The organism is Pseudoalteromonas sp. MSK9-3 (genome assembly GCF_003590335.1).
Lineage (GTDB): Bacteria > Pseudomonadota > Gammaproteobacteria > Enterobacterales > Alteromonadaceae > Pseudoalteromonas.
Window position 1 is genome coordinate 173,709 of sequence record NZ_MIET01000007.1, and the last position, 20,668, is coordinate 194,376.

General features: G+C 43.0%; 23 protein-coding genes and 2 rRNA genes. 4 read left to right on the forward strand and 21 right to left on the reverse strand.

Features of this window, described 5'->3' with window-relative positions:
* Window positions 1–8 precede the first annotated feature (8 nt).
* From BGP78_RS01970 to BGP78_RS02055, 18 genes are all read right to left on the reverse strand, one after another.
* Window positions 9–2,939: a hypothetical protein gene (locus BGP78_RS01970; RefSeq protein ID WP_119859836.1), complete on the reverse strand. Its 2,931-nt coding sequence runs from the start codon at window positions 2,937–2,939 to the stop codon at window positions 9–11.
* Window positions 2,939–3,478 (reverse strand): phage tail protein, encoded by a 540-nt coding sequence (locus BGP78_RS01975; protein WP_119859837.1) that lies wholly within the window; start codon window positions 3,476–3,478, stop codon window positions 2,939–2,941. Before BGP78_RS01975 ends, BGP78_RS01970 begins: the two co-directional genes overlap by 1 nt.
* Window positions 3,475–4,392 (reverse strand): phage tail protein I, encoded by a 918-nt coding sequence (locus tag BGP78_RS01980; RefSeq protein WP_119859838.1) that lies wholly within the window; start codon window positions 4,390–4,392, stop codon window positions 3,475–3,477. The genes BGP78_RS01975 and BGP78_RS01980 overlap by 4 nt, the downstream gene beginning before the upstream one ends.
* Window positions 4,385–5,404 (reverse strand): baseplate J/gp47 family protein, encoded by a 1,020-nt coding sequence (locus BGP78_RS01985; RefSeq protein ID WP_119859839.1) that lies wholly within the window; start codon window positions 5,402–5,404, stop codon window positions 4,385–4,387. The genes BGP78_RS01980 and BGP78_RS01985 overlap by 8 nt, the downstream gene beginning before the upstream one ends.
* A 146-nt stretch (window positions 5,405–5,550) precedes the next feature.
* Complete coding sequence (locus BGP78_RS01990; RefSeq protein ID WP_119859840.1) at window positions 5,551–6,009, reverse strand: hypothetical protein; 459 nt, start codon at window positions 6,007–6,009, stop codon at window positions 5,551–5,553.
* Window positions 6,010–6,021: 12 nt separating this feature from the next.
* Window positions 6,022–6,789, reverse strand: coding sequence for a hypothetical protein (locus tag BGP78_RS01995; protein ID WP_119859841.1), 768 nt, complete (start codon window positions 6,787–6,789; stop codon window positions 6,022–6,024).
* Between the two features lie 135 nt (window positions 6,790–6,924).
* Window positions 6,925–7,224 (reverse strand): hypothetical protein, encoded by a 300-nt coding sequence (locus BGP78_RS02000; RefSeq protein WP_119859842.1) that lies wholly within the window; start codon window positions 7,222–7,224, stop codon window positions 6,925–6,927.
* Window positions 7,225–7,226: 2 nt separating this feature from the next.
* On the reverse strand, window positions 7,227–8,108 hold the full coding sequence (locus BGP78_RS02005) for a hypothetical protein (protein WP_119859843.1): 882 nt from the start codon (window positions 8,106–8,108) through the stop codon (window positions 7,227–7,229).
* 163 nt (window positions 8,109–8,271) lie between these two features.
* A complete protein-coding gene (locus tag BGP78_RS02010) occupies window positions 8,272–8,583 on the reverse strand; it encodes a hypothetical protein (RefSeq protein WP_119859844.1) in 312 nt (103 codons plus the stop codon).
* Between the two features lie 141 nt (window positions 8,584–8,724).
* Window positions 8,725–9,510, reverse strand: a complete 786-nt coding sequence (locus tag BGP78_RS02015; protein WP_119859845.1) for a phage tail protein — start codon at window positions 9,508–9,510, stop codon at window positions 8,725–8,727.
* A 12-nt stretch (window positions 9,511–9,522) separates the two neighbouring features.
* Window positions 9,523–10,050, reverse strand: coding sequence for a phage tail protein (locus tag BGP78_RS02020; RefSeq protein ID WP_010367839.1), 528 nt, complete (start codon window positions 10,048–10,050; stop codon window positions 9,523–9,525).
* Window positions 10,051–10,270: 220 nt separating this feature from the next.
* Window positions 10,271–11,185, reverse strand: a complete 915-nt coding sequence (locus BGP78_RS02025; protein WP_119859846.1) for a phage tail protein I — start codon at window positions 11,183–11,185, stop codon at window positions 10,271–10,273.
* Window positions 11,186–11,194: 9 nt separating this feature from the next.
* Complete coding sequence (locus BGP78_RS02030; RefSeq protein ID WP_119859847.1) at window positions 11,195–12,019, reverse strand: baseplate J/gp47 family protein; 825 nt, start codon at window positions 12,017–12,019, stop codon at window positions 11,195–11,197.
* Window positions 12,020–12,107: 88 nt separating this feature from the next.
* Entirely contained in the window at window positions 12,108–12,356 is a 249-nt protein-coding gene (locus BGP78_RS02035; RefSeq protein ID WP_010367836.1) for a hypothetical protein, read from the reverse strand.
* Complete coding sequence (locus BGP78_RS02040; RefSeq protein ID WP_010367835.1) at window positions 12,353–12,751, reverse strand: 3TM-type holin; 399 nt, start codon at window positions 12,749–12,751, stop codon at window positions 12,353–12,355. The genes BGP78_RS02035 and BGP78_RS02040 overlap by 4 nt, the downstream gene beginning before the upstream one ends.
* Entirely contained in the window at window positions 12,751–13,167 is a 417-nt protein-coding gene (locus BGP78_RS02045) for a glycoside hydrolase family protein (RefSeq protein ID WP_119859849.1), read from the reverse strand. Before BGP78_RS02045 ends, BGP78_RS02040 begins: the two co-directional genes overlap by 1 nt.
* Window positions 13,168–13,190: 23 nt before the next feature.
* A complete protein-coding gene (locus BGP78_RS02050) occupies window positions 13,191–13,550 on the reverse strand; it encodes a hypothetical protein (RefSeq protein ID WP_249348500.1) in 360 nt (119 codons plus the stop codon).
* Complete coding sequence (locus BGP78_RS02055; protein WP_010367832.1) at window positions 13,525–13,797, reverse strand: helix-turn-helix transcriptional regulator; 273 nt, start codon at window positions 13,795–13,797, stop codon at window positions 13,525–13,527. Before BGP78_RS02055 ends, BGP78_RS02050 begins: the two co-directional genes overlap by 26 nt.
* A gap of 572 nt (window positions 13,798–14,369) precedes the next feature.
* On the opposite strand from BGP78_RS02055, the gene ettA reads away from it, so the two are divergent.
* Together ettA and BGP78_RS02065 are read left to right on the forward strand one after the other, a co-directional pair.
* Window positions 14,370–16,034 carry an energy-dependent translational throttle protein EttA gene (gene ettA / locus BGP78_RS02060; protein WP_119859850.1) on the forward strand — a complete coding sequence of 555 codons (1,665 nt, stop codon included), beginning with the start codon at window positions 14,370–14,372 and terminating at the stop codon, window positions 16,032–16,034.
* A 97-nt stretch (window positions 16,035–16,131) separates the two neighbouring features.
* Window positions 16,132–16,494, forward strand: coding sequence for a PilZ domain-containing protein (locus BGP78_RS02065; protein WP_010367830.1), 363 nt, complete (start codon window positions 16,132–16,134; stop codon window positions 16,492–16,494).
* Window positions 16,495–16,801: 307 nt separating this feature from the next.
* On the opposite strand, the gene BGP78_RS02070 is transcribed toward BGP78_RS02065, so the two are convergent.
* Window positions 16,802–17,350 carry a hypothetical protein gene (locus tag BGP78_RS02070; RefSeq protein ID WP_119859851.1) on the reverse strand — a complete coding sequence of 183 codons (549 nt, stop codon included), beginning with the start codon at window positions 17,348–17,350 and terminating at the stop codon, window positions 16,802–16,804.
* 1,151 nt (window positions 17,351–18,501) lie between these two features.
* Here BGP78_RS02070 and BGP78_RS02075 point away from each other — a divergent pair.
* Together BGP78_RS02075 and BGP78_RS02080 are read left to right on the forward strand one after the other, a co-directional pair.
* The gene (locus BGP78_RS02075) at window positions 18,502–18,708 is read left to right on the forward strand and encodes a helix-turn-helix domain-containing protein (protein WP_119859852.1); all 207 of its coding nucleotides are present in this window, start codon (window positions 18,502–18,504) and stop codon (window positions 18,706–18,708) included.
* Window positions 18,709–18,905: 197 nt separating this feature from the next.
* Window positions 18,906–19,938, forward strand: a protein-coding gene (locus BGP78_RS02080) for an IS630 family transposase (RefSeq protein WP_119859859.1) whose coding sequence is annotated in 2 segments (ribosomal slippage) — window positions 18,906–19,370 and window positions 19,372–19,938 — 1,032 coding nt in all. Because the reading frame shifts where the segments join, the coding sequence is not laid out codon by codon here.
* A gap of 350 nt (window positions 19,939–20,288) precedes the next feature.
* Here the strand turns inward: BGP78_RS02080 and rrf are convergent.
* Together rrf and BGP78_RS02090 are read right to left on the reverse strand one after the other, a co-directional pair.
* Window positions 20,289–20,403: ribosomal RNA gene (gene rrf, locus BGP78_RS02085) — 5S ribosomal RNA — on the reverse strand.
* Window positions 20,404–20,542: 139 nt separating this feature from the next.
* Window positions 20,543–20,668, reverse strand: a 23S ribosomal RNA gene (locus tag BGP78_RS02090); the annotation flags it as partial.

Sequence of the window (20,668 nt, forward strand, 5' to 3'; positions counted from 1 at the left end):
GTCTTTCCTTAGTCGTTATGGGCAATGCCAAGTGGGATTTGGCTGTGGTGGCAGAAGACTTTAACGGTATTGCCATTGAGATCAGTTTTTACATCTTCACCGTTAACGATGGGGATGGTTTGGTCGTCGCCCCAACTGCTGCCATCTGCGGTATTTAATTTACGCAATACAACTTGGTTTGTCGGCCCGTAAACAACGTCTCCGCTCTCCATTTGGATGTAGTCTGTATCACTATAAAACGCGAATTTCTTCGTTACTTCACACACGTAATAACCTTTAGCACCATAATTTGTTAGGCAATAAAAATCCCCTTCGATGTAGTTGGTATTTGCATTTGGGTCTACATCAGTAAACGTGGGTTTATGGTGTTTTAACTCAGCGCCGTGGAATTGTAGGTAATACAAACCATTTTTTTCAGTGATTGTAGGGAGTGCTTTCATACCACCGCTTTCATTGCCTGAAGCAAGATCAACTGGCTGATGTTCAGGCTGGGCTGCCATTGTTAGTTTACGTGGGGCGATAGACCACGATTCGTAGGTAAAACTGTTAGTGCTTAAAAAGCCAACGCCTTTATGCGTACTCCCCTGTTTTGCGATAACGCCGCTTACACTTGAGTTTAAACGATTACCTCGGTCAATGTGATGAAAATTGCCCTGATAAACATTACCAGTCGTTCCAACTATTTGCCCGTTGTCAGCTAGATTAGTAAAATGACTTGGCGATTCATAATGAACCAAACCAACACTTTGTGTATTCCATGTATCTTTAACCTGATTTTTTTCATTTACCGCAGAGGTTATAGCCTGCCATGTCTCACCATTATCCATTGTACGCAATGCGTTAACAGCTGGATGAGATAAATACTTCCTATTTGCTTTAAATAACTGATCAGTTTCATCACTTGGTAATTGAGGGACCCACTGCCCAACTACTCCATCTGGGAATGTGGCAGCAATACGTTCTGGGTCTCCGATAATATCAACCCAAGGGAGTGAGTCGAATTCAGGCGAAAGAGAACCCTCGCTATCCACTATCCTAACGGAGTCGCCTGTTGCAAAGTCATTAGCATAAGGGTTGGCAAAATAAATATATGCTGCGGCTCCCGCAAAGTTAACATAGACCGCCTCTTTTGTGACAAACCCTGTTGTTTCGCTTTTGATATACACATTATATTGGGGGGTTCTATTTGTCGTAGTTCCTAGCTCCGTTCTAGCATCAATTCCTGAAACATGATTAAGATACACTCTTGAATATCCGTCGCCTAAATCAGTATATTCTTCAACAACGCCAGTGCCCACACGAGTAAAAGACACTTTTCCTTTCCCACGCAAAGTGCCCTCAACCGCCTTACGCATTGTATCTTCACGGAGTTTATCTACATCAAGCTTATTGGCATTGAGGCGCAAGTCCTCTACCTGTCCTGCGTAGATGGCATCGTAGAATTTGTACTGGTCGGGGCGGCCTGAAGCATGGCTTGAATTAATGTAACCAGAATTGATAAACGCTCCGTTATCGTCATTATTTGCTGGGTTACCCATTGTTATTTGGAAACATGCCGCAGTGTTAGTAGCTGCCAAAACTCTCGGATGATACCACTCATAGTTAGCCCACACTCCCGTTGTATTCCACCTTCTTGTTCCCATTGGATTATAAACTGGATGATAAGCGCCTTGGTTCATGCGCTGGACTAGAGCTATTGGCAAAGCAAAACATAAGCCTTCGTATGCGATTACTTCAGCAGGCTTATTACCTGAGACGGCGGCCCCGTATAGATAATCATCATGTTTTAGAGCCGCATCAACTCTATTTGCAGATGTAAATACAGGGTAAGATAGATTAAAATCTTTTGCTATGGTACCAACACCTTGAGGGCTGACATATCCACTTTGGTGATATTTATTATATCGAAAGTAATTATTATTTGTGGGTGTTATTGATTCAACCCAATCATCGCCAAATCCTTCAATAACCCTTATGCGATAACGCACTTGAATATACATTTTGGCTTCGGCATCATAATAAATATTATGCTCAGGCTCACTTAAAAATCGCGCTTTTTGTGCGTCGGTTAATGACGACCATTTTGCACCATAGCCTTTAGTGTTTTCGTCCCATTCACCAAAGGCGGAATAGCCTTGTGCCACTAAGTTATTGGATAGCGTCACGCCTTCATAGCTGCTTGCACCGTATTGCACGTTGCCCAATGGGTAAACCACGTCTTTGTCGGCAATTTTTTCATGCCATGACTCTAAAAACACCAAGTCTTTGCGTGAAGTAATCACTTTATTGGTGGCCGTTTCAGCGGCGAATGCGACTTCAGCATTGGTGTGTTTTGTTACTGAGCCAGTAGCAGTGTCATAGGTTTTGGTGCCGTCGGGGGCTTGAGGCATTTGTATTAAGATTGCAGAACCATAACTATTATTTATTTTCTGATTCAACTTCAAATGTATACCATCAAGTATTACTTTCGCCGACCGCGATTTTGAGTCTCCCCCAAAATAAACATCGTTATTTGAGCCGAGCGAGAGAGTATTTTCATAACCAACAGTAGTAACTGAAAATAAGCCACTGTTTATCGGGGCCGACGGATAACCAGTTCGTCGATAATGCTTCCCCCACTCAACAAACCCACTCCCAGCATATTGCTGTTTACGATCAGCGCGTAATGCATCAAACTGTACTTTGGTCATGGCTGGCAGCCAAGGGACTACCGCGTCGTCCATGCGTGCTTTAATTTCATCATTCACGGCGTTGGCATCGGCTTTTACTTCGGTGATCGCACTGGCTGTGGCTGCTGCCATGGTATTTTTTGCCGCTGCTACTTCATTGTTAATATCGTTCGTGTGGGTACGAACTGCGCTGGTTAGTTCATTATTTACTCTAGCTAACTCGGCATTTGTGTCATTGAGTTTTTGAATTTGTGACTCGATGGTGCTCATTATAAAAGTCCTTTTTCGGCTAATTGTTGATAAAGATTGACGATATTGGTGTTGGTTTGCGTTTGTGCAGTCAGCATTTCAGTTTGTACTTGGGTCATTTGCATAAACACGTCGTCGTAATACATTTTTAAGTCGCCATTGTGGGTGACGGTAATGGCGTCGTGTGGCGCGGCACTGAGTAATAAGTCAAACCCCTGCACAACCGTTGCCATCGGGGTGAGGTAAAAAAGGACATTTTCAGGATGTGACCAAAGGGCAAATAAGGTGCCGTCAGATAAGAAAAAGCCGACCTCTCGTACTGCATACTCGGTGTCGCTGGTGAATTTACCCGACACGCGAAACTGACCATTGTTGTAGTCGGTGGCGTCACCCGTCTCTACTATGGCCTTTTCATTTCTCAAGGCGGTGTCGTTTTTGTTTGGCGTGTACCCCCTATCGCCAATCGCGATATGGCTGAGGTGTACGCTCAAGCCCTTTTCCTTCGCATTCACCGCTTTATTTAAGCCAGCTTGCGTAATTATAGGTTGATAAGTATTCATAGAATTTCCATGTATGAAGTTTGAAATGTGGTGGTGTGTGTGGTGTTAGCAACATAAGTTTGGCAAAGCGCAAAATCCCCATCAGCATGTTGCTGCAACTGCTCCATGCCTATTGCATAATTGCTGGCTGCACTTTGTACTGTGATATGACTTAAATCGAATTGGTCATCGGCATTTTGCTGTAACTGCTCAGTGCCTATTTCATAGTTACTGGCTGCACCTTGTACTGTGATATGACTTAAATCGAATTGGTCATCGGCATTTTGCGCTAACCGCCCTGTGCCTATTTCATAAGTGCTGGCAACGCTTTGTAACGTGACATCACGGGTATCAAACTCGCCATCAACACTTTGCGCGAGGTGATTGGTTTTTAGCGTGGTGCTTTGCCCTGCGGCCGCCAAGTACACGTTATTTTGCTGAATATTGCCAATATGAAAGTCAATTTGCGTTCTACAAGGTTTGTTGGCAGCAATTGCCTGCCACAGCTGTGCTTGCAACTTAGGGGTGATAAAGCTTGCGCCCTGTTCATCTAAGTTGTTTTTAGCCAAAGCCAATACGCGGGCGCTGTGTGGTGGGCCACCAATTTGCCACCATTCTTGCAGCTCTAAGTCTGCATCGAGTGCATTGAGGGATTGCTTTAGCGCCCCAACCGTTCCTTTTATCCGGTGGTTTGGTACGCTGGCTGCAATCACTTGGCGCTGAATGTGCTCTGGCCACGCACTGTCCCATGCATCAACACTTAAACCATGAGCAAGCCAAGGCAAGAAATGTGCTGGGCAATTATTTGGGTCCCAAAGATGCTTTAACTGAACAGGTATGTCTTCAAGGCGTGCGCTGGCTTCAAGCAATGACGACTCAAGCAATGAGCTATTAGCAAGCGTTAACTTGGTTGGACGTTCATCGCTATTAGACATTGCGCTGCGCCTCTACAGAAACCGTTAGTTGCTTGCAATATGCCGCTTGATTTTGTGCAACCACAATATCGGCTGTGGGGCTAATTAACTCTACTCGCTGCACCCCCGCGCTATGCAACACAGCATATAACCCCGAGAGTGAAATATCGTGACCAAGCTTGTGATGAGTATTGAGCCACGTTTGACATGCCGCCCGTGACTCGGCGCATATTTCATCGGCATTTAAACCCGGGTATAAATGCAGTTTTGCTTTGACCTCAAAATCGAAGATGTGGGGTGTTAGCAAATTCACCCTGTCTGTGAGTGGGCGAATATCATCTTGATTTAAATGTTGCTCAACCGCCTGTAAAACAGCATTTGATGGCGTGCCATTCCCTTCATCAGATAATAAAGTTATGGCAACATCACCGGGCATGGGCGTGGTTAAGTCGGCACTATAGGTGTTTTTTAGCAGCATAGTCCCGCTGGGTAATTGCTCAGCCATGGCTGAGGGTGGCGCTTGCATCACAAACTCTGGCGCTTCAATAAACACATCTTTAATGTGTGAAGACGCCTTATAACTATGAAACGCATACGCCCCAACCGGTCCTGCGGTGCTAAACCCTTCTAAAGCCAGTTTAATACGAGTACGAAAACGTTCATCGCTTTCAAACGCACTTGGATCATCACTCGCGACATTATTGACGTTATTTACCTGCGCAAATCCTTCTCTGACCGCCCTTTTTACACCAAATCGTTGCCCTAAATAGTCCAGCTCAGTGCGGGTAGCTTTTGCCAATAAAACCGCTTCTGCTCCTTCATTGATGCGTGCTCTGACTAATAACTCTCTATAAGCAAAACACTCAATGAGTTTTATCACAGGATCGCTGGCAAAATTTAGCTGCGCATCTGGAAAGCGGGTTTTGTAGTCAGCAAGTATCGCACTGCTTATGGCGTCAAAGCTAAGTGACTCTACAAGGCTTGGCGTGGGAAGTTGGTTGAGTTCGATGGCGCTAAAATTCGTTAAACTCATAATTCGTTAAACTCATAATTTGTAAAACTAAACGCTCGCTATATCATATTGTTAATGGCCAAACACTTTACCCGTAACACTCCTTTGTGGTGGTCTTACGGGCAACATGATACGCGGCCATTATCACCAATATGTATTGCTGAGGTTTACTTACTAAGCACTTGGTTAACCGCAGTAGCGCGCGCTGATATTTCATCCATTACGCTTTGCTGGCCCTTGCTTTGATACGGGAACGTTAACGACCCCGCTGCCACGTCTGCCTCAATATGGCCAATGGCTGATTGTAATGACGTAGCTGATGCGCGTACTTCTGCCAATGTGGTGGCTTTATTGAGCTTATTAATAAAACCACTGAGTTCGTTGAGGAGTAAGTGCGTGGTGTCTGAGGTTGTACCAAGCAATGAGTCAGTATCAGCCACTTGCGTGGTGATACTCGCACGCGCCATCACTTTGTCTTGTGCTTGTTGTTCAAATTCAGTTAGCACCACCGAAAAAGTCGCACTTGCACCATATTGTTCATGTACCAGCTGCGCAGTCGCGTCAAGTGGTGTGTTGCAGTCGTAGAAATGGTCAACGACCTGACCGTTTACTGTTAATGTAGCCATTATACTCTCTCCTTAGTTATACGCGGGTTGATCAGCATCACCGAGGTACGCAAACTGACCCCATTGCTTTTTAGTTAGATCTACATCACCTGTTACCACTGCTGGTAATGCAACCTGAATGATGCCTGTTTCAGTTTCTGGTTTGCCTGCGCCATTAACATATGGGTGGCAATGGGTGTAGTGGTTACGCCCAGAATGGCCAATAAGTTGCCCACATATTTTTGCCGGTTGATTAGCTTCAAGGCCAGAGCACCAGTGCCCTGTTGGAACCACTCCCTTAATATGCTTTACAACCGCTCCAGCTGTAATCACCGTAGGCCTTCTTAAATATTGATACATTAAGTAAGCAGATGTGTTGATATTATCCCCTCTTCTATTAGGGTAATATTCAAGCTCCCAAATTTTAAAACTGCCTGCAAAATACTTAGCATCAGAGCTAATCGCTTGTAAAAATTCCCGGGCTAATGCTGAACGTTGATCAACTTCTACACCCGTCGTTACTGTTTCAACCACTTTGGCACTTTTTACAAAGCCACCACTCCAATGAAGTGGGAATGTGCTATCAGCATTTGGGATCAATGCTTGGTTTTTGGTTAAACGAAAATGTGATTGTTTTCCTCGGGCTGAGTCTATGTAGCTATTGACTTGACTTATATAGCCATCAACGGTGCTTTTGGCTGACAGCACTTTGCTGTCTATGTCTTGAATTTTATTATCTACAATGGTGGTGAGGTCATTTGAGGCCTCTATGAGTTTGGCAATATCTTGTTCTAACGCCATGTGTATTTTCTCCATACATTTTAAAAAAAGCGCATACAAAAAAGCCCGCAAAAGCGGGCTCTGTATGCAATAAAAAGTTGATTGTGTTTGATCAGTTTAAGTTCGCTTATAAAACGGGTTGGTTTTATAAGTCAGTTATTTTGGAAATTGTGTTTTAACCGCTTCGCGCTGTGCTAACCAAGCCGTTTTTGCTGTGCTTGCTTGTGCCGACGAGTCGCCAAATTCAGCGACGGCAGCCATGTAATCAAAGAACAAATAATCGCTTTGTGCGCTGTAGCTTTTTCTTCGTAGCGTTTGTACTTCATCGGTATTAAAAATCACTTCAAAATCATCGGCGGCAACGCCGGCTTCTTCGGCAATGTGTGCGCCATGGGCTAAGTCTTTAATACCACCAGCAAAATTAGTTTGCGTAGAGATTTGCTTTAATATCGCCATGGTTATACTCCTTCAGCAACAGTAGGACCAACGTGAGAATACGGGTGGCCCACACTGTCAGCCCAGATCATGTTATCGCCATGGTCGCCCATCCCAACATACGGTAATGCAATCGCCACTTTCATTTTGCCAAGGCCAATAAATCTTGGTTGATGGCACCCGCCCCACCCAGTTTGTACTGCTCGCTTGTACTGCCAGCCTTTGTTTAAATCGCTGCCATCAACTTTGATATAAGCAGAGCGATTATAAGAGGGTACAAAATATAAAGAACCTGTTGACTCCAATACATTTATCCAACAGCTTGCTTGAGTTAGAAACTCACCTCGGTTCCAGCCCGTATACGTTGGACAACCTTGGTTAAATACAAACAAATGACCATTATCAGGGTCCGACGTCATTCCCTTGGTTATTTCTACATCTAATACAATAACTTTAAAATCACTTCCATAATATGTATTTGACTCAGAGCGATACCCACCTAATGCACGGGTTTTAAATTCGTCATTCGGCAGTAATCCGTGCTGGGCCAACATGCTTGGATTAAGCTTGGTCAGTGTGCTTGTCCCTTCAGTTCCCGCGTAATAAAAGCAACTCCATGGGGCGGCATGTGATTGTAATACGTCAACTGCCGTACCCTCAGGTTGGCCTGCGTTGATGTGTGCAAAATGTTTGGTGTCTGACAACATGTTTGGGCCAAGCGGCAGTGCCTTTTGAAAGCTGGCAATTTTTGCGTCTACAGCTTGCTCTTTGGCAGTGAGTTTGGTGTCAATCTCTTGCTTTTTTTGGTTTAAATGCGCGGTAATGTCTTGGACTTTACCGTCAACGGTGTCTGTGAGTTGGTTGGCTGATTTTATGAGATCAGCAATGTCTTGTTCTAATGCCATATTATTTTCTCCATAATAATAGTGAGCCAACCTGTATTCACTTATTGTTAAATAAACAATGTATGTAATACGACTACGTATGGCTCGAGTAAACGAGCATAAAAAACCCACCAAAAAGGTGGGTTTATTTAGTACTCTATAAAACGATAAAGTTATTTACCATTTAAGGTTTTGGGTAATTTGCCTTAATAGATTTACGTGCCCCAAGCCACGCTGCTTTCGCGGCTTCGGCTTGGGTACTTTGCTCACCAAACTCAGCTTGGGCTGCAAGGTAATCAAACGCTAAACCATCTGATTGCGACTGATAGGCAAAGCTGCGTGCATGTTGGCACTGCGCTTCTAATTGCGCGTGTTTTGCTTGGGCAATAAGCCCAGCTACATCTGCTTGTGCTACACCTAGGTCAAGCAAGATTTTTTCTTCAGCAGGGACATTCACCATGTCGTTGCCTGCTACGTTGAGTTTTTCTAAAATCATCGTGTTTCCTTTGATTTTTATGTATTACGTTTTTGGCCACTAGGTGGTTATGTTACCCAGTAGCCATTTTTAATAGCGCGTATTTCACTGTGTAGTGTTTAACTATGCGGTACTTCACTGTGTGGTATCTAAATATGAGCCCTACGCTGAAGCCGGTGCCGGCGGCGTATAAGGGTGATTCACATAAGGAATGGTATTGGCGATAGGTGCAACACGATCAGTAAATGGAATCGGCTCTACAAACCAACGAACGGTCCAGTTACCTTGAGAGCTCTCATACGTATTGCGTCGTTCCATATCGCTACCATCATGAAAAGCCACATCCCCTTTCCAGTTTTTGGTGATGCGATAAGTTAGACCACCTCCGCGCAAGTACAAACCACTATATGTACAATGCCAAGGTCCTAACGTTCCATCTTCGCCCCCCCCATAAAAATCTTTACTTAAGTCGATTTTCTCGGCTTTACAGTTAAGGCGAAAATCAACATGACTTACCGTGTTGTTATACCTTTCATAAAAGCGCTTAATATTCATGAAATTCGAATCACCATTCCACGAATATGCATTACCCTCAAGCTGCAATAAAAGACCTGCTTGGTGACCTGATGTAGGGTTTAGAGGTTTAGTATTGCTATTCCATGAGTAATGTCGACTCACTGTTAACTTGCTCACACCCTCTTCATTGCCAGGGAAACGCCACCATACCGGATATAAATAATCTTTAGAGCCGCCAATCGTGATGGTTTGCTCGTAGCGTGTTTCTGGCGTTGCATCTTGAATAAATTGGTCAACTTGCGCTTCTTTGGCCGCTACGCGGCTGTCAAGCTGTGCCATTTTTGCATCGATGGTTTTTGCTTTATTGTCAATTACTGATGTGAGTTGATTGGTTGATTCAACCAAGTTTGCGATATCTTGTTCTAATGCCATTGTCTGCTCCTATTATTTCAAAACGCCTGCGTCCATCAATTCAAACTTTTGTTTGATATGACGGTACATGTTGCCAATTTGTGCTGCGCCTAACTTGGCCAGCTCCGGTGCAATTAAAATATTTAAATTAACACCTTGATCGATCACCGTGATTGAATCTGCTGGGACGCCTGTTAGTACAAGGTCAAACGCTAGCAGCAAGTCAACTTCTGATGATTTATAGGCAATGGGTTTATCAGGATCTGAATAAACAGCAAACAAAGTGCCGTCTTCTAAATAAAAGCCAACTTCGTTGACCCAAAAGTTATGATTGGTGTCATCAATCACACTCATATGAATTTGTGCATTGCCTTTGTCTTCGCCGCTGGCCACAGAAATACGATGTACCTCTGCTCCTAATGCCGAGCGACTTTGATGAGGCGTATAATTACCGGTACCTAGCCCTATTTTGTTAATTTTGGCTTGAAAGCCATTCTTCTCTGAATTAAAAACTGCCTCTAAACCCGCAGTTGTTATTGTTGGCCGTAAGATTGTGCTCACTGCACATACTCCTTAGGTTGATTTGATATCAATCAGCCTTGTATAAGCGACGCCAGCGTTAGCTTGTAGTGCACTTGCTATCATCTCTTATCAAAGACTGCGTGATATAAGAAACAATAGAGTGTTATGTGGGGTTACTTAGTGTTTGATTACCTGTATGGTGCCAGTTTGCTGCATTACTTCATGTAACGTCACTTAACTAAGTAAACGCACACCCTCTCTATTGAGATGAATGAAGGTAAAAGCGACCTACGCTGAAGCGTCGGTTGCTAAAATGAAATGCAGCGGCTAAAGAAGACTGTAAGTAATAGCAGCCTGCAGGTAGTTTTTGGCCGTTACTCATATAAAACCGGCCCACGCTGTGGCGCTGGTTATGTAAGTGCAGCCCTGCGCCCAGTGCGGCGGATAATTCACCCGACACGGCCTGGGTTTTGCCATAATTACGCTTAAGCCCATAGCGATGTTTATTCACAACAGTGAGGCCCGCGGTCATTTCTGTGGGGGCGGCCTTCACCGGTACGGTGTCGTAATTGATACGTCCAACTTGTAAGCCTCTCGATGTGGTTGCAACAGTCACCCCTAAATCCAGTTTAGCGCCCACCAAAAAATCAAAATGGGCTCTTTGCGGTTTGGTATGATTGGTTACGCGGTAAATCGCATCGTAAAGCGTTTGGCTTAATACCACTTGCGCACTGGTATAGGGGGTTTCATTGGCCCAAGCAATAAACGTAAATGTGTTCGGTTTACCCGAGTGATGCGGTGCCAAAGACACATCATCAACATCTTCAAACCATTCAAAAAAATCGACTTTTACGCCCAGTGATGCAAGCGCCCTTTTTACTGAGCCAACGGTGCCTTTATGCTTGTGTATGGTGACTGACTCTTGGATCAAAGCCCGCTTACTTTCTGTTGACCATTGTTCGTCCCATTCATCAACAGATAAACTCCACGCCAGCCAAGGTAATAGCTTGTCGGGGCAAGTTTTTGGATCCCAATGTTTTGCTACGTAATCTGGAATGGGTTTACTTGGCACAAAGCTCGATGCTCGCTCAATGGATTGCTCGAGCTCACTGCCATTCATGGGTAATAAAGACTGAAACTTAACGCTTTCGTCGCTGTTATTGTCATCGTTCATCACATCACCTTACATAAAAGTAATCGTTGGCAAGCTTGCAATCGCAGCTTGATTCACTTCACAGGTGATGTCGTCTTGTGGAGACAATAACTTCACCTTTCTCACGCCAGCTTGATGAAAGGCGTCGATCAGCCCTGAGTGCGGTACTTCTTGCCCTAACTTATAGTGCTGTGCAATAAACTCATTAAGCGCAGCGTTTATTTTTTCAGTCACTGCGCTTCGGTCAGCCCCATCATGAAAGTGGATCTGCGCGTTTATGTCGTAGGCCTTAGGTTGAACCATATGGACTTTAACAAGATCAGTTAATGGCCTTACATCGTCATCATTTAGATGTGTATTTACCACATCGCGCAGCTCGCTCACATCCACATTTTGCTCAGGTAATATATACACATCAACAATACCCGGCGCACTTGAGGTAACGTGCACATCTTTGACATTAGCTGATGCGGCTAATGCTTGATACTCATACGCCCCCATCGTGCCCGCCATACTGTGGCTTTCTAAAGATAAAGGGATCCGTGCTCGGTAACGCTCGTCACTTTCGTCATGCCCTCGCTCCACACCAAATAACACCCCTAAATGATTTAGGTCTTCGCCTATTGCATAAGCAACCATGACTGAGCGAGCAGCATCATTAATGCGCTGTCGCAGCAATAACTCGCGCGTAGCAGCAATATCTAACAACTTAATTGCAGGGTCTGATGCGAGTACCGTATAGTTGGGAAAGGACTCGATTAGGGCATCTTCCATTTGCTGATAAATGTCGTCGTACTTTAAAGGTTCTATCACATCTGGCACCGCCAATCGTGATAATTCAATTGCATTGTTCAAAGGTGCTGCTCCTCATGACACATATGGCTGTGCACCATCGTGTTTATTTGGCTGAAGTTGGGTGCGTGTCGGGACTCCGAAACGGCGTTTAGTTTGCTCTGGCTTTGCTGCTCAATAGGGTATCGAGCTTTTTATCTATCGAATCAAGGCGCTTTTCAATGCGCTTTTGATCTTCGTTTCTGATCTGTTTTAAATGTGACAGCTCTTGTGTATTGGTGGTGATCCGTTTATCTAAATCACTCAAATACAAAATCCCTGAAACAAGCAATGTCACTGTGGTAATTATATGGGCTAAATTGAGTTCCTTTTTCATTTGCCACTGCTCCGGTTGACTCACTTAGCGACTCCGTTAATCTTTTCAATTGTTCTTAGTCCTGCTAGCCCTAACATACCAAGTGTTAGTTCTAACATGACTTCTAGCGGTAATTCTGGTGCGCCGATTTCTGGCCACAGCCACTGTAATATTGGGTTGACCACAAATGAGAATAAAAAGCCAAACCCGCAAACCCATAATAAAAACGGCCTTGCTCCCGCCACAAATACACTGCGATGCGATGCGCTGAGCTCGCTAATTTTTGCTTGTATTTGTGCAGATTGTTCAACCAAGCGAGCTTTAAGAATATGCTGTTTTAACACTTCTTCTTCACTGGTAAACAGCTCGTCTAAAATGGTCCCAACCGTTTGGATCGGATCTTTTATTGCTGGATTAAATAAGCTTGATAGTATTCCCACTATTGCCACTCCCCACTGAGCATTTGTTTGGCTAGCTCATTGGCACGCCCTGGTACCTGATTCGCCCAGCGGCTGTGCAACATCTCAAGCGCTGCTTGTTCATAATTGCCACGCTCTAAATTGGCAATCATTTTTTTAAAACCCATCAAGCCCGTCACACCCAAATTGAATGCCATATTCACCAATACGGCTTGGCGTGCTTCATTACACCGGCTTACATCTATACGTCGCTTAATACCGGCTTTGGCTTCTTTTATATCGCGTGCTAATAACTGCTCAGCTTCCTCTTCGTCAATGCCGTTATCTTCTAAATTTCGACCGTAACCGATCGTCAATTTTCCCCCTGTGCAGTAGTAAGGATACTGTTTATATCCTTCATGCTTTTTGATTTGTTCAACTGTGATCATCAGTGACATAGCGTGACCTCTTATTAATTAACTCAATGTGACAACTCAAGCATTAAACTGCGTTCGGCTTTTACTAACCAAAACTCTGCTGAGCGCTTAGAATCAAAGCCAAGCACCTTGGATGTTTCGGCCATGGTGCCAACCATCACGTAACGCGCTCGAATCGCTTTGATACATTCAGGCCTTAAGCGAGAAATAATAGAGGTAATTAGCTCAATATCTTCAGGAACACTCATTGCTTCGCTTGACGAAAATCCACCGGTCGGTTGTCCTGTTCTGTCTGAAATTGATTGAGATTTAAACCCTCTGCCCATTTCTCGTTTAACCCAAAAATTACCCCACTTTTTAAGCGCAGCTCGCACTTGCTTAATCGTTATGTTCGTTGTCATCATTGATCTTCCCAATTACTTCTAAAATATTTAACAGATATACGTCTTCTACTAAGCTGATCACATCATTCCATTTAGGATCAAACTCTCGGTTTTCCCACCTTCTTAGCGTTCGCTCTTCAATGCCATACGTTGCTGCAGACTCAGCTTGGGTATACCCCCTTAGACGTCTGGCATAGCGTAATATCACACCTCCCTTGGGCGTTCGCTTAACAGATAGACGTTCTTTATTTAAGGCTGATTGATTCATTACGATCCTTTTAATTTCACATCAAGTAAGTAGGTAGCCAATGCCACGAATTACAGACGTGGCCGTAACTTACTTATTTTTATATATTTATGTAGAAAGGGAGAGTGGCGCTTCGCTTACATACTTCGTCATGCTCCTTTGACTCCGCGTAAACGATTTTGGCGCTACTATTATTGTAATTCATGCATGCTATTGAATAGATGAGTGGCTGAATGTTACTAAAGATGGGTAAACCCGAACCTGCTCGAACTGAGTCGTAACTTCAAATAAACACCTAACAACCAGTACTGTTTACAAAACCTGACAACATGTTTTTTCAAGATACGTTAATCTTACCGATATCCTGGCTCTAAAACAGGTCATATATGACCTAATATTAATTACTTAAGAAAAAACAACAGGATAATTTAGGCAATGGGGTAACAGCTCATTAATAAAACAATATATACACTTTTGTTAAATAGTTGAGTTTTTAGAATACTCTAATATAAAAGTATAAGATCAAGGTAAAGGATTGCTCCTCAGCGATCCTTTCTCTAAAATAAGCAGACTAAAACAAAGTTTGGATTCTCATGGCTCAATATATTTATACAATGTCGCGGGTGAGCAAAGTAGTGCCGCCGAAGCGTACAATTTTAAAAGACATCTCTTTATGCTTTTTCCCTGGTGCCAAAATTGGCGTACTGGGTTTAAATGGTGCTGGTAAGTCTACACTCTTACGTATTATGGCTGGCCTAGACACGAGCTTTGAAGGTGAGGCTCGCCCACAACCAGGTACAAAAATTGGTTACTTACCGCAAGAGCCACAACTTGATGAAAGTAAAACCGTTCGTGAAACTGTTGAAGAAGCTGTAAGCGAAGTAAAAGGTGCACTAACTCGCCTTGATGAAGTTTATGCAGAGTACGCAATGGAGGGCGCCGACTTTGACGCCCTCGCTAAAGAGCAAGGTCAGCTTGAAGCGATTATCCAAGCGCACGATGGTCATAACATTGACAATGTTTTAGAGCGTGCCGCTGACGCACTTCGTTTACCTGAGTGGGATGCAAAAATAGAGCACCTATCTGGTGGTGAGCGTCGCCGAGTCGCTATTTGCCGCTTATTGTTAGAAAAGCCAGATATGCTGCTACTTGATGAACCAACTAACCACCTTGATGCAGAATCAGTTGCATGGTTAGAGCGCTTCCTACATGACTATGAAGGAACCGTTGTTGCCATTACCCACGACCGCTACTTCCTAGACAACGTGGCTGGCTGGATCTTAGAGCTAGACCGTGGCCATGGTATTCCTTGGGAAGGTAACTACTCTTCTTGGCTAGAGCAAAAAGATGCACGTTTAAAGCAAGAAGAAAAGTCAGAGCAAGCACGCCAAAAGTCAATTGAGAAAGAACTTGAGTGGGTTCGCTCAAACCCGAAAGGTCGTCAAGCTAAATCAAAAGCTCGTATGGCCCAATTCACTGAAATGCAGCAATCAGATTACCAAAAGCGTAATGAAACCAATGAGCTATTTATTCCACCAGGTCCACGCCTAGGGGATAAAGTAATTGAAGTTAGCAACCTTACGAAGAGCTTTGGTGATCGCGTACTCATTGATGATTTAAGCTTTAATGTACCAAAGGGCGCGATCGTTGGGATCATCGGTGCCAACGGCGCGGGTAAATCAACGCTATTTAGAATGCTAAGTGGTGAAGAACAGCCTTCTGCCGGTAACATTGATATTGGTGATACAGTAGAACTGGCCACTGTTGAGCAGTTCCGTGATGATATGGAAGGGAATAATACTGTATTCCAAGAAATATCTGACGGTCAAGATATCTTAAAAATCGGTAACTTTGAGTTCCCAAGCCGAGCTTATGTTGGTCGCTTTAACTTTAAAGGTAATGATCAACAAAAGTTCGTTAAAGAGCTTTCAGGTGGTGAGCGCAACCGTTTACATCTAGCCAAGCTATTAAAAGCCGGTGCGAACGTTATTTTACTGGATGAGCCAACTAACGACTTAGACGTTGAAACCCTACGAGCACTCGAAAATGCAATTCTAGAGTTCCCAGGCTGTGTTATGTGTATTTCGCACGACCGTTGGTTCTTAGACCGCATTGCAACGCATATTTTAGATTATCGTGATGAAGGTCAAGTTAACTTCTTTGATGGTAACTATACTGAATACGAAGAGTGGCTTAAGAAAACGTATGGTGCAGCAGCAGCTGAACCAAAACGAATTAAATACAAAAAGATAGGCTAATTTAGCTCTGTATCAAGCCCCAAACATTTGGGGCTTTTCACTGGTATTGAACTAGTTTAGCAACTATGATTATTAAAACAGTTTAAGAGAGTGACCAATGGAAGAGCGTAGACGATTTACAAGAGTATTATTTTCAAATCAGGCAACATTAATGACTGCCAGTGGTGACTATACATGCAAAGTCCTAGACCTCTCTTTAAATGGTGCTTTGATCACCCTTCCTGTAGGCTATATACCATTAAAAAATGAACCTGCTAGCCTTAAATTTAATCTCCCTGACAGTGAAATAGCTATCTCAATGGAAGTAGAAATCGGCCATATTGAAGAAGCCCACCTCGGCCTTCATTGCTGCCAAATCGATATTGAAAGTGTGACTCACTTAAAACGGTTGATAGAGTTAAACGTCGGAAATGACGACATATTGCATCGTGAACTTGAGCAACTTATTTGGGAAAAGTAACAAAAGCCAAACGCTTGGCTGGTTAAAAAATATAATCCCCACCTCAGTATGCTAGTGCTATTAGCCGACAGATTAATTTTTTATTGTCCCACATTAAATAGCTCTAGTTTGTACATATGACTTAGGCTCGCCTTTGATACTATTGGTATATTTAAACGTCGACATGTGTGGAAGTACGGTAGGGCTTGCATCTAACTAAACTTGAGAAATCTGAACCGCCTGAAAATGTAAAACGCCGGATAACATATATCGAACACTTCCAATTGTAAGTGACCTGTTAGATTTTATTTTCAGGAGATATCATCTACTAAGCATATTTCCTGTTCGGTAAATAGCGAAACGCCAAGTGAAATGGATAGTATAAAAACACACTTGCTTTTATTAGGTTTAATGACACCAGACCGTATCTATAAACGCTCTCTAAGTAATTAGCCTCAATAATGACTCTATCAACATACCTTAGTAGCTGTAAACACAGTACAACGCCAGACAAGTAACAGATACATTTGGTGATGCCAGCAAAATCACACCGTTTGATATTGTGCCACTTAATAACCAAGACAATTAATAAAAGCTCATGTAAGCTAAAATAAAAATAATATAACTGCCTTTTTCCTACTACCCCCAGATCGGCGACTAAAATCGCATCTCCGACAAAGCGCCCCAATAGATGAAATAAAGCCCCAAGGCTGACTAACACAAATAATGAATGATCAATTTGTTCCTGTACACATAAACTCGGTTTACCAAAAAGCATCGCTGTTAGTGAATGCTTAGACAGTATAAGAAGCGTGCAAAGTGCAAGCAGCTTGCTTACTACAACCATCCAATCCAGAGATAACAAGAATGACATCATTTAAACTCTATCCGTTGATTTTTATGAGTGGGGACAATTTTGGCGGTAAAGCCACTCTCGTTGACATTTTTGGTGGTTCAATACTACCTCCGTTTGATCCGTAAATAGCTTTAACGTCCTGTTCTTTTAATACCTTGCTCTTTAGTATATCGCGACACATTTGAGTTACTCCATTGTATAATGAAAACAATGCTCACAAGTTAAGTTTGGGGAACCTACTCAGCTCAGATATAAGTCGCATAAATGAAGATACAAGACGCTTTTAAAAAGACTCTGCACTTTCTAAACTACAATGTGTACGCTTAAAGCAATTTATATGAACCAAATAAATTTTCATCTTTCATTTCGAACCATAACAATAAAACACATATTTAACAAATAAAAAACATAAAACATCAAAAAAAGAAATATTGAAGCATTAGAGATAATACCTTTATGTCGTACACGTAGCTTGAAGTAATCGAGTCACCTACCCAAATATCAACCTGTAAGATCGTCAGTAAGGTTTCATACGACTGGAAGCCCTGTGCAACGAACTAATGGGCGTGAAAGGTATCAATTCTAGATATTAGATAACGCTGACTTAACCTTTATGTAAATTGGCATGACACAGACCGCAAGTCAGACGTTCCTGGATCCTGACCTCCGTCAGGAAGATAACGGGGTGAGAGTAGAAAATAACAGCGGTAAGCATGAGTGTTATGGATCCTGACCTGCGTCAGGAGGACAATGGGTGAGCACATGAAACCTGTGACAATAACAGCGGAAAGCTGAGCATTTTGGATCATGACCTTCGTTAGGAAGACAATGGGGTGAGAGTATGAAGTCTGTGATAATAACAGCGGCAAGAAGCATGAGTGTTATGGATCCTGACCTTCGTCAGGAAGACAATGGGATGAGAGTATGAAGTCTGTGATAATAACAGCGGCAAGAAGCATGAGTGTTATGGATCCTAACCTTCGTCAGGAGGAAAAAAGTATGGAGACTCGTCTCCCTGAATTCATTTCAGGGTCCATGGCTTTTATACCAACCCGCTTAAATATCTGACCTAATATAGACCATATAGAATCACCGACTAAACAACGTTGAACCTAAACATATCTGAGCAGCTTTTAGCGCTTTCTCGAAAAGAACCAAACGCAAGAAAACGCATGCGATTACTTGCTGTGTCATTATTTTATGAGGGTAATAGTAGAACCGGTATTGCTAAGCGCCTTAACATAGCCCGAGGTAGCGTTAATAAATGGGTTTCTAGTTACCTAAAAGATGGGCTAGATGACTTAGACAATAAGCCTATTCAAGCATGTCCATCTAGATTACAACGGCCACAAATTGAGCAACTGTGTCTGAATTTATAAAGCGCACGAACATAGAACCTCATGGTGGCCGTCTTACCAGTGAAGACATCGTCCATTACATTAACACTGTATTTGGTGTTCATTACCACTTAAATCATGCCTGATCACAAGCCGTTCGAGACATCCTAAGCAGTCATACCAATCTGCTTAAGTTTGTGATCTAATATATGTACTCGGATTAAAGCATGCTCACTTATATGGATTTAGATACATCTAGAAAGCTTTTAGCACTATCTCGAAGAGAATCAAATGCCAGAAAGCGTATTCGATTACTCGCAGTATCCTTATTTTTAGAAGGTGAAAACCGAACCAATATTGCCAAACGTTTGAATACTGCGAGAAGCAGTGTTAATAAGTGGGTATCAAACTACTTAAATAAAGGCTTAGAAGGACTTGATAGTAAGCCGATACAAGGACGCCCAGCTAAATTAACGCCAAGCCAACTCGAACTCCTTTCAGCTCATATAATTCAGTCAGCCAAGTCTTCGGATGGAGGGCGGCTTACAGGCGAAGACATTGGGAACTATATATTTATCCAATTTTCAGTTCGTTACCATTCAGACCATATATACAAACTCCTCAAGAAGCTTGGGTTTAGCTGGATAACGAGCCGTTCAAGACACCCCAAACAATCACGAGAATGCCAGGAAACTTTTAAAAAACTTCCTATTGGAAACGATCCTTCACACCCCAGGGCACCTACCTCTTGAGCGAATTGATGTTTGGTTTCAAGATGAAGCTCGTTTCGGTCAACAAAACCAAACAACACGTTTATGGGCTGCGACAGGCTCAAGACCTCGTGCAGTAAAGCAGCAACAATTTGAGTATGGGTATCTATTTGGTGCTGTCTGCCCTGAAAATGGCAAGACAGAAGCATTAATAACACCTTGCGTAAATAAAGAAGCGATGACGCTACATATGGAACAAATATCGAAAGCTACCGAACTCGGAAGACATGCAGTTGTTATTATGGATGGTGCTGGTTGGCATACATTCGATACCGTTCAGCCTTTTAATAATGTCACGCTAATCAAACTACCACCATATTCACCTGAATTAAATCCAATAGAACAAGTTTGGAGTTGGCTCCGTCAGCACTGTTTATCCAATCGTACATTTAAGGGTTATGAAGATATTGTTGAGCAAGTTTCAAAAGCATGGAACAAATTCATTTCAGTTCCTGAGAGAGTTAGAAAGATGTGCTCAAGAGATTGGATTAAATTGACTTAATCTTTATGCAGATTGGTATAAAGCTTCATCTCCCCGAACTGGTCTCAGGGCCCATGGTTTTCACTGCCCTTTAGGAATACAGAAATGTGTATCAGCGTAATGGATCCTGACCTTCGTCAGGAAGACAAAGAAGTGAGGTGAATTCGTTTCTCTGGATCCTGACCTTCGTCAGGAAGACAACTGAGTGAAAGTATGGACTCGTCTCCCTGAATTCATTTCAGGGTCCATTCTTTCACTACCCTTCATGCATGGCGACCTGAAACCCCTTCCTAATCCCCATTTCTCCCTTTTCCTAAACCCAAACAGCAAAAAACCCGTCGCATCTCTGCAACGGGTTTCTCTAATTTAATGCCTGGCAATGTTCTACTTTCACATGGCAACTGCCACACTATCATCGACGCTGTTTCGTTTCACTTCTGAGTTCGGCATGGGGTCAGGTGGGTCCAAAACGCTATTGTCACCAAGCAAATCTGGTGTGTTAACTCGAAATCTTCAAGCTAACTAAATCTGGAATTCTGATAAATATTAGTCAATCTCTAACTAATTCTGTAAAACGCTACTTTAGTAACACTAACTTCTGTCGCTTAAACCACTTTGGCGTTGTATGGTTAAGCCTCACGGGTAATTAGTACTGGTTAGCTTAACATGTCACCATGCTTCCACACCCAGCCTATCAACGTTGTAGTCTCCAACGGCCCTTCAGAGAGCTTATAGCTCTAGTGAGAACTCA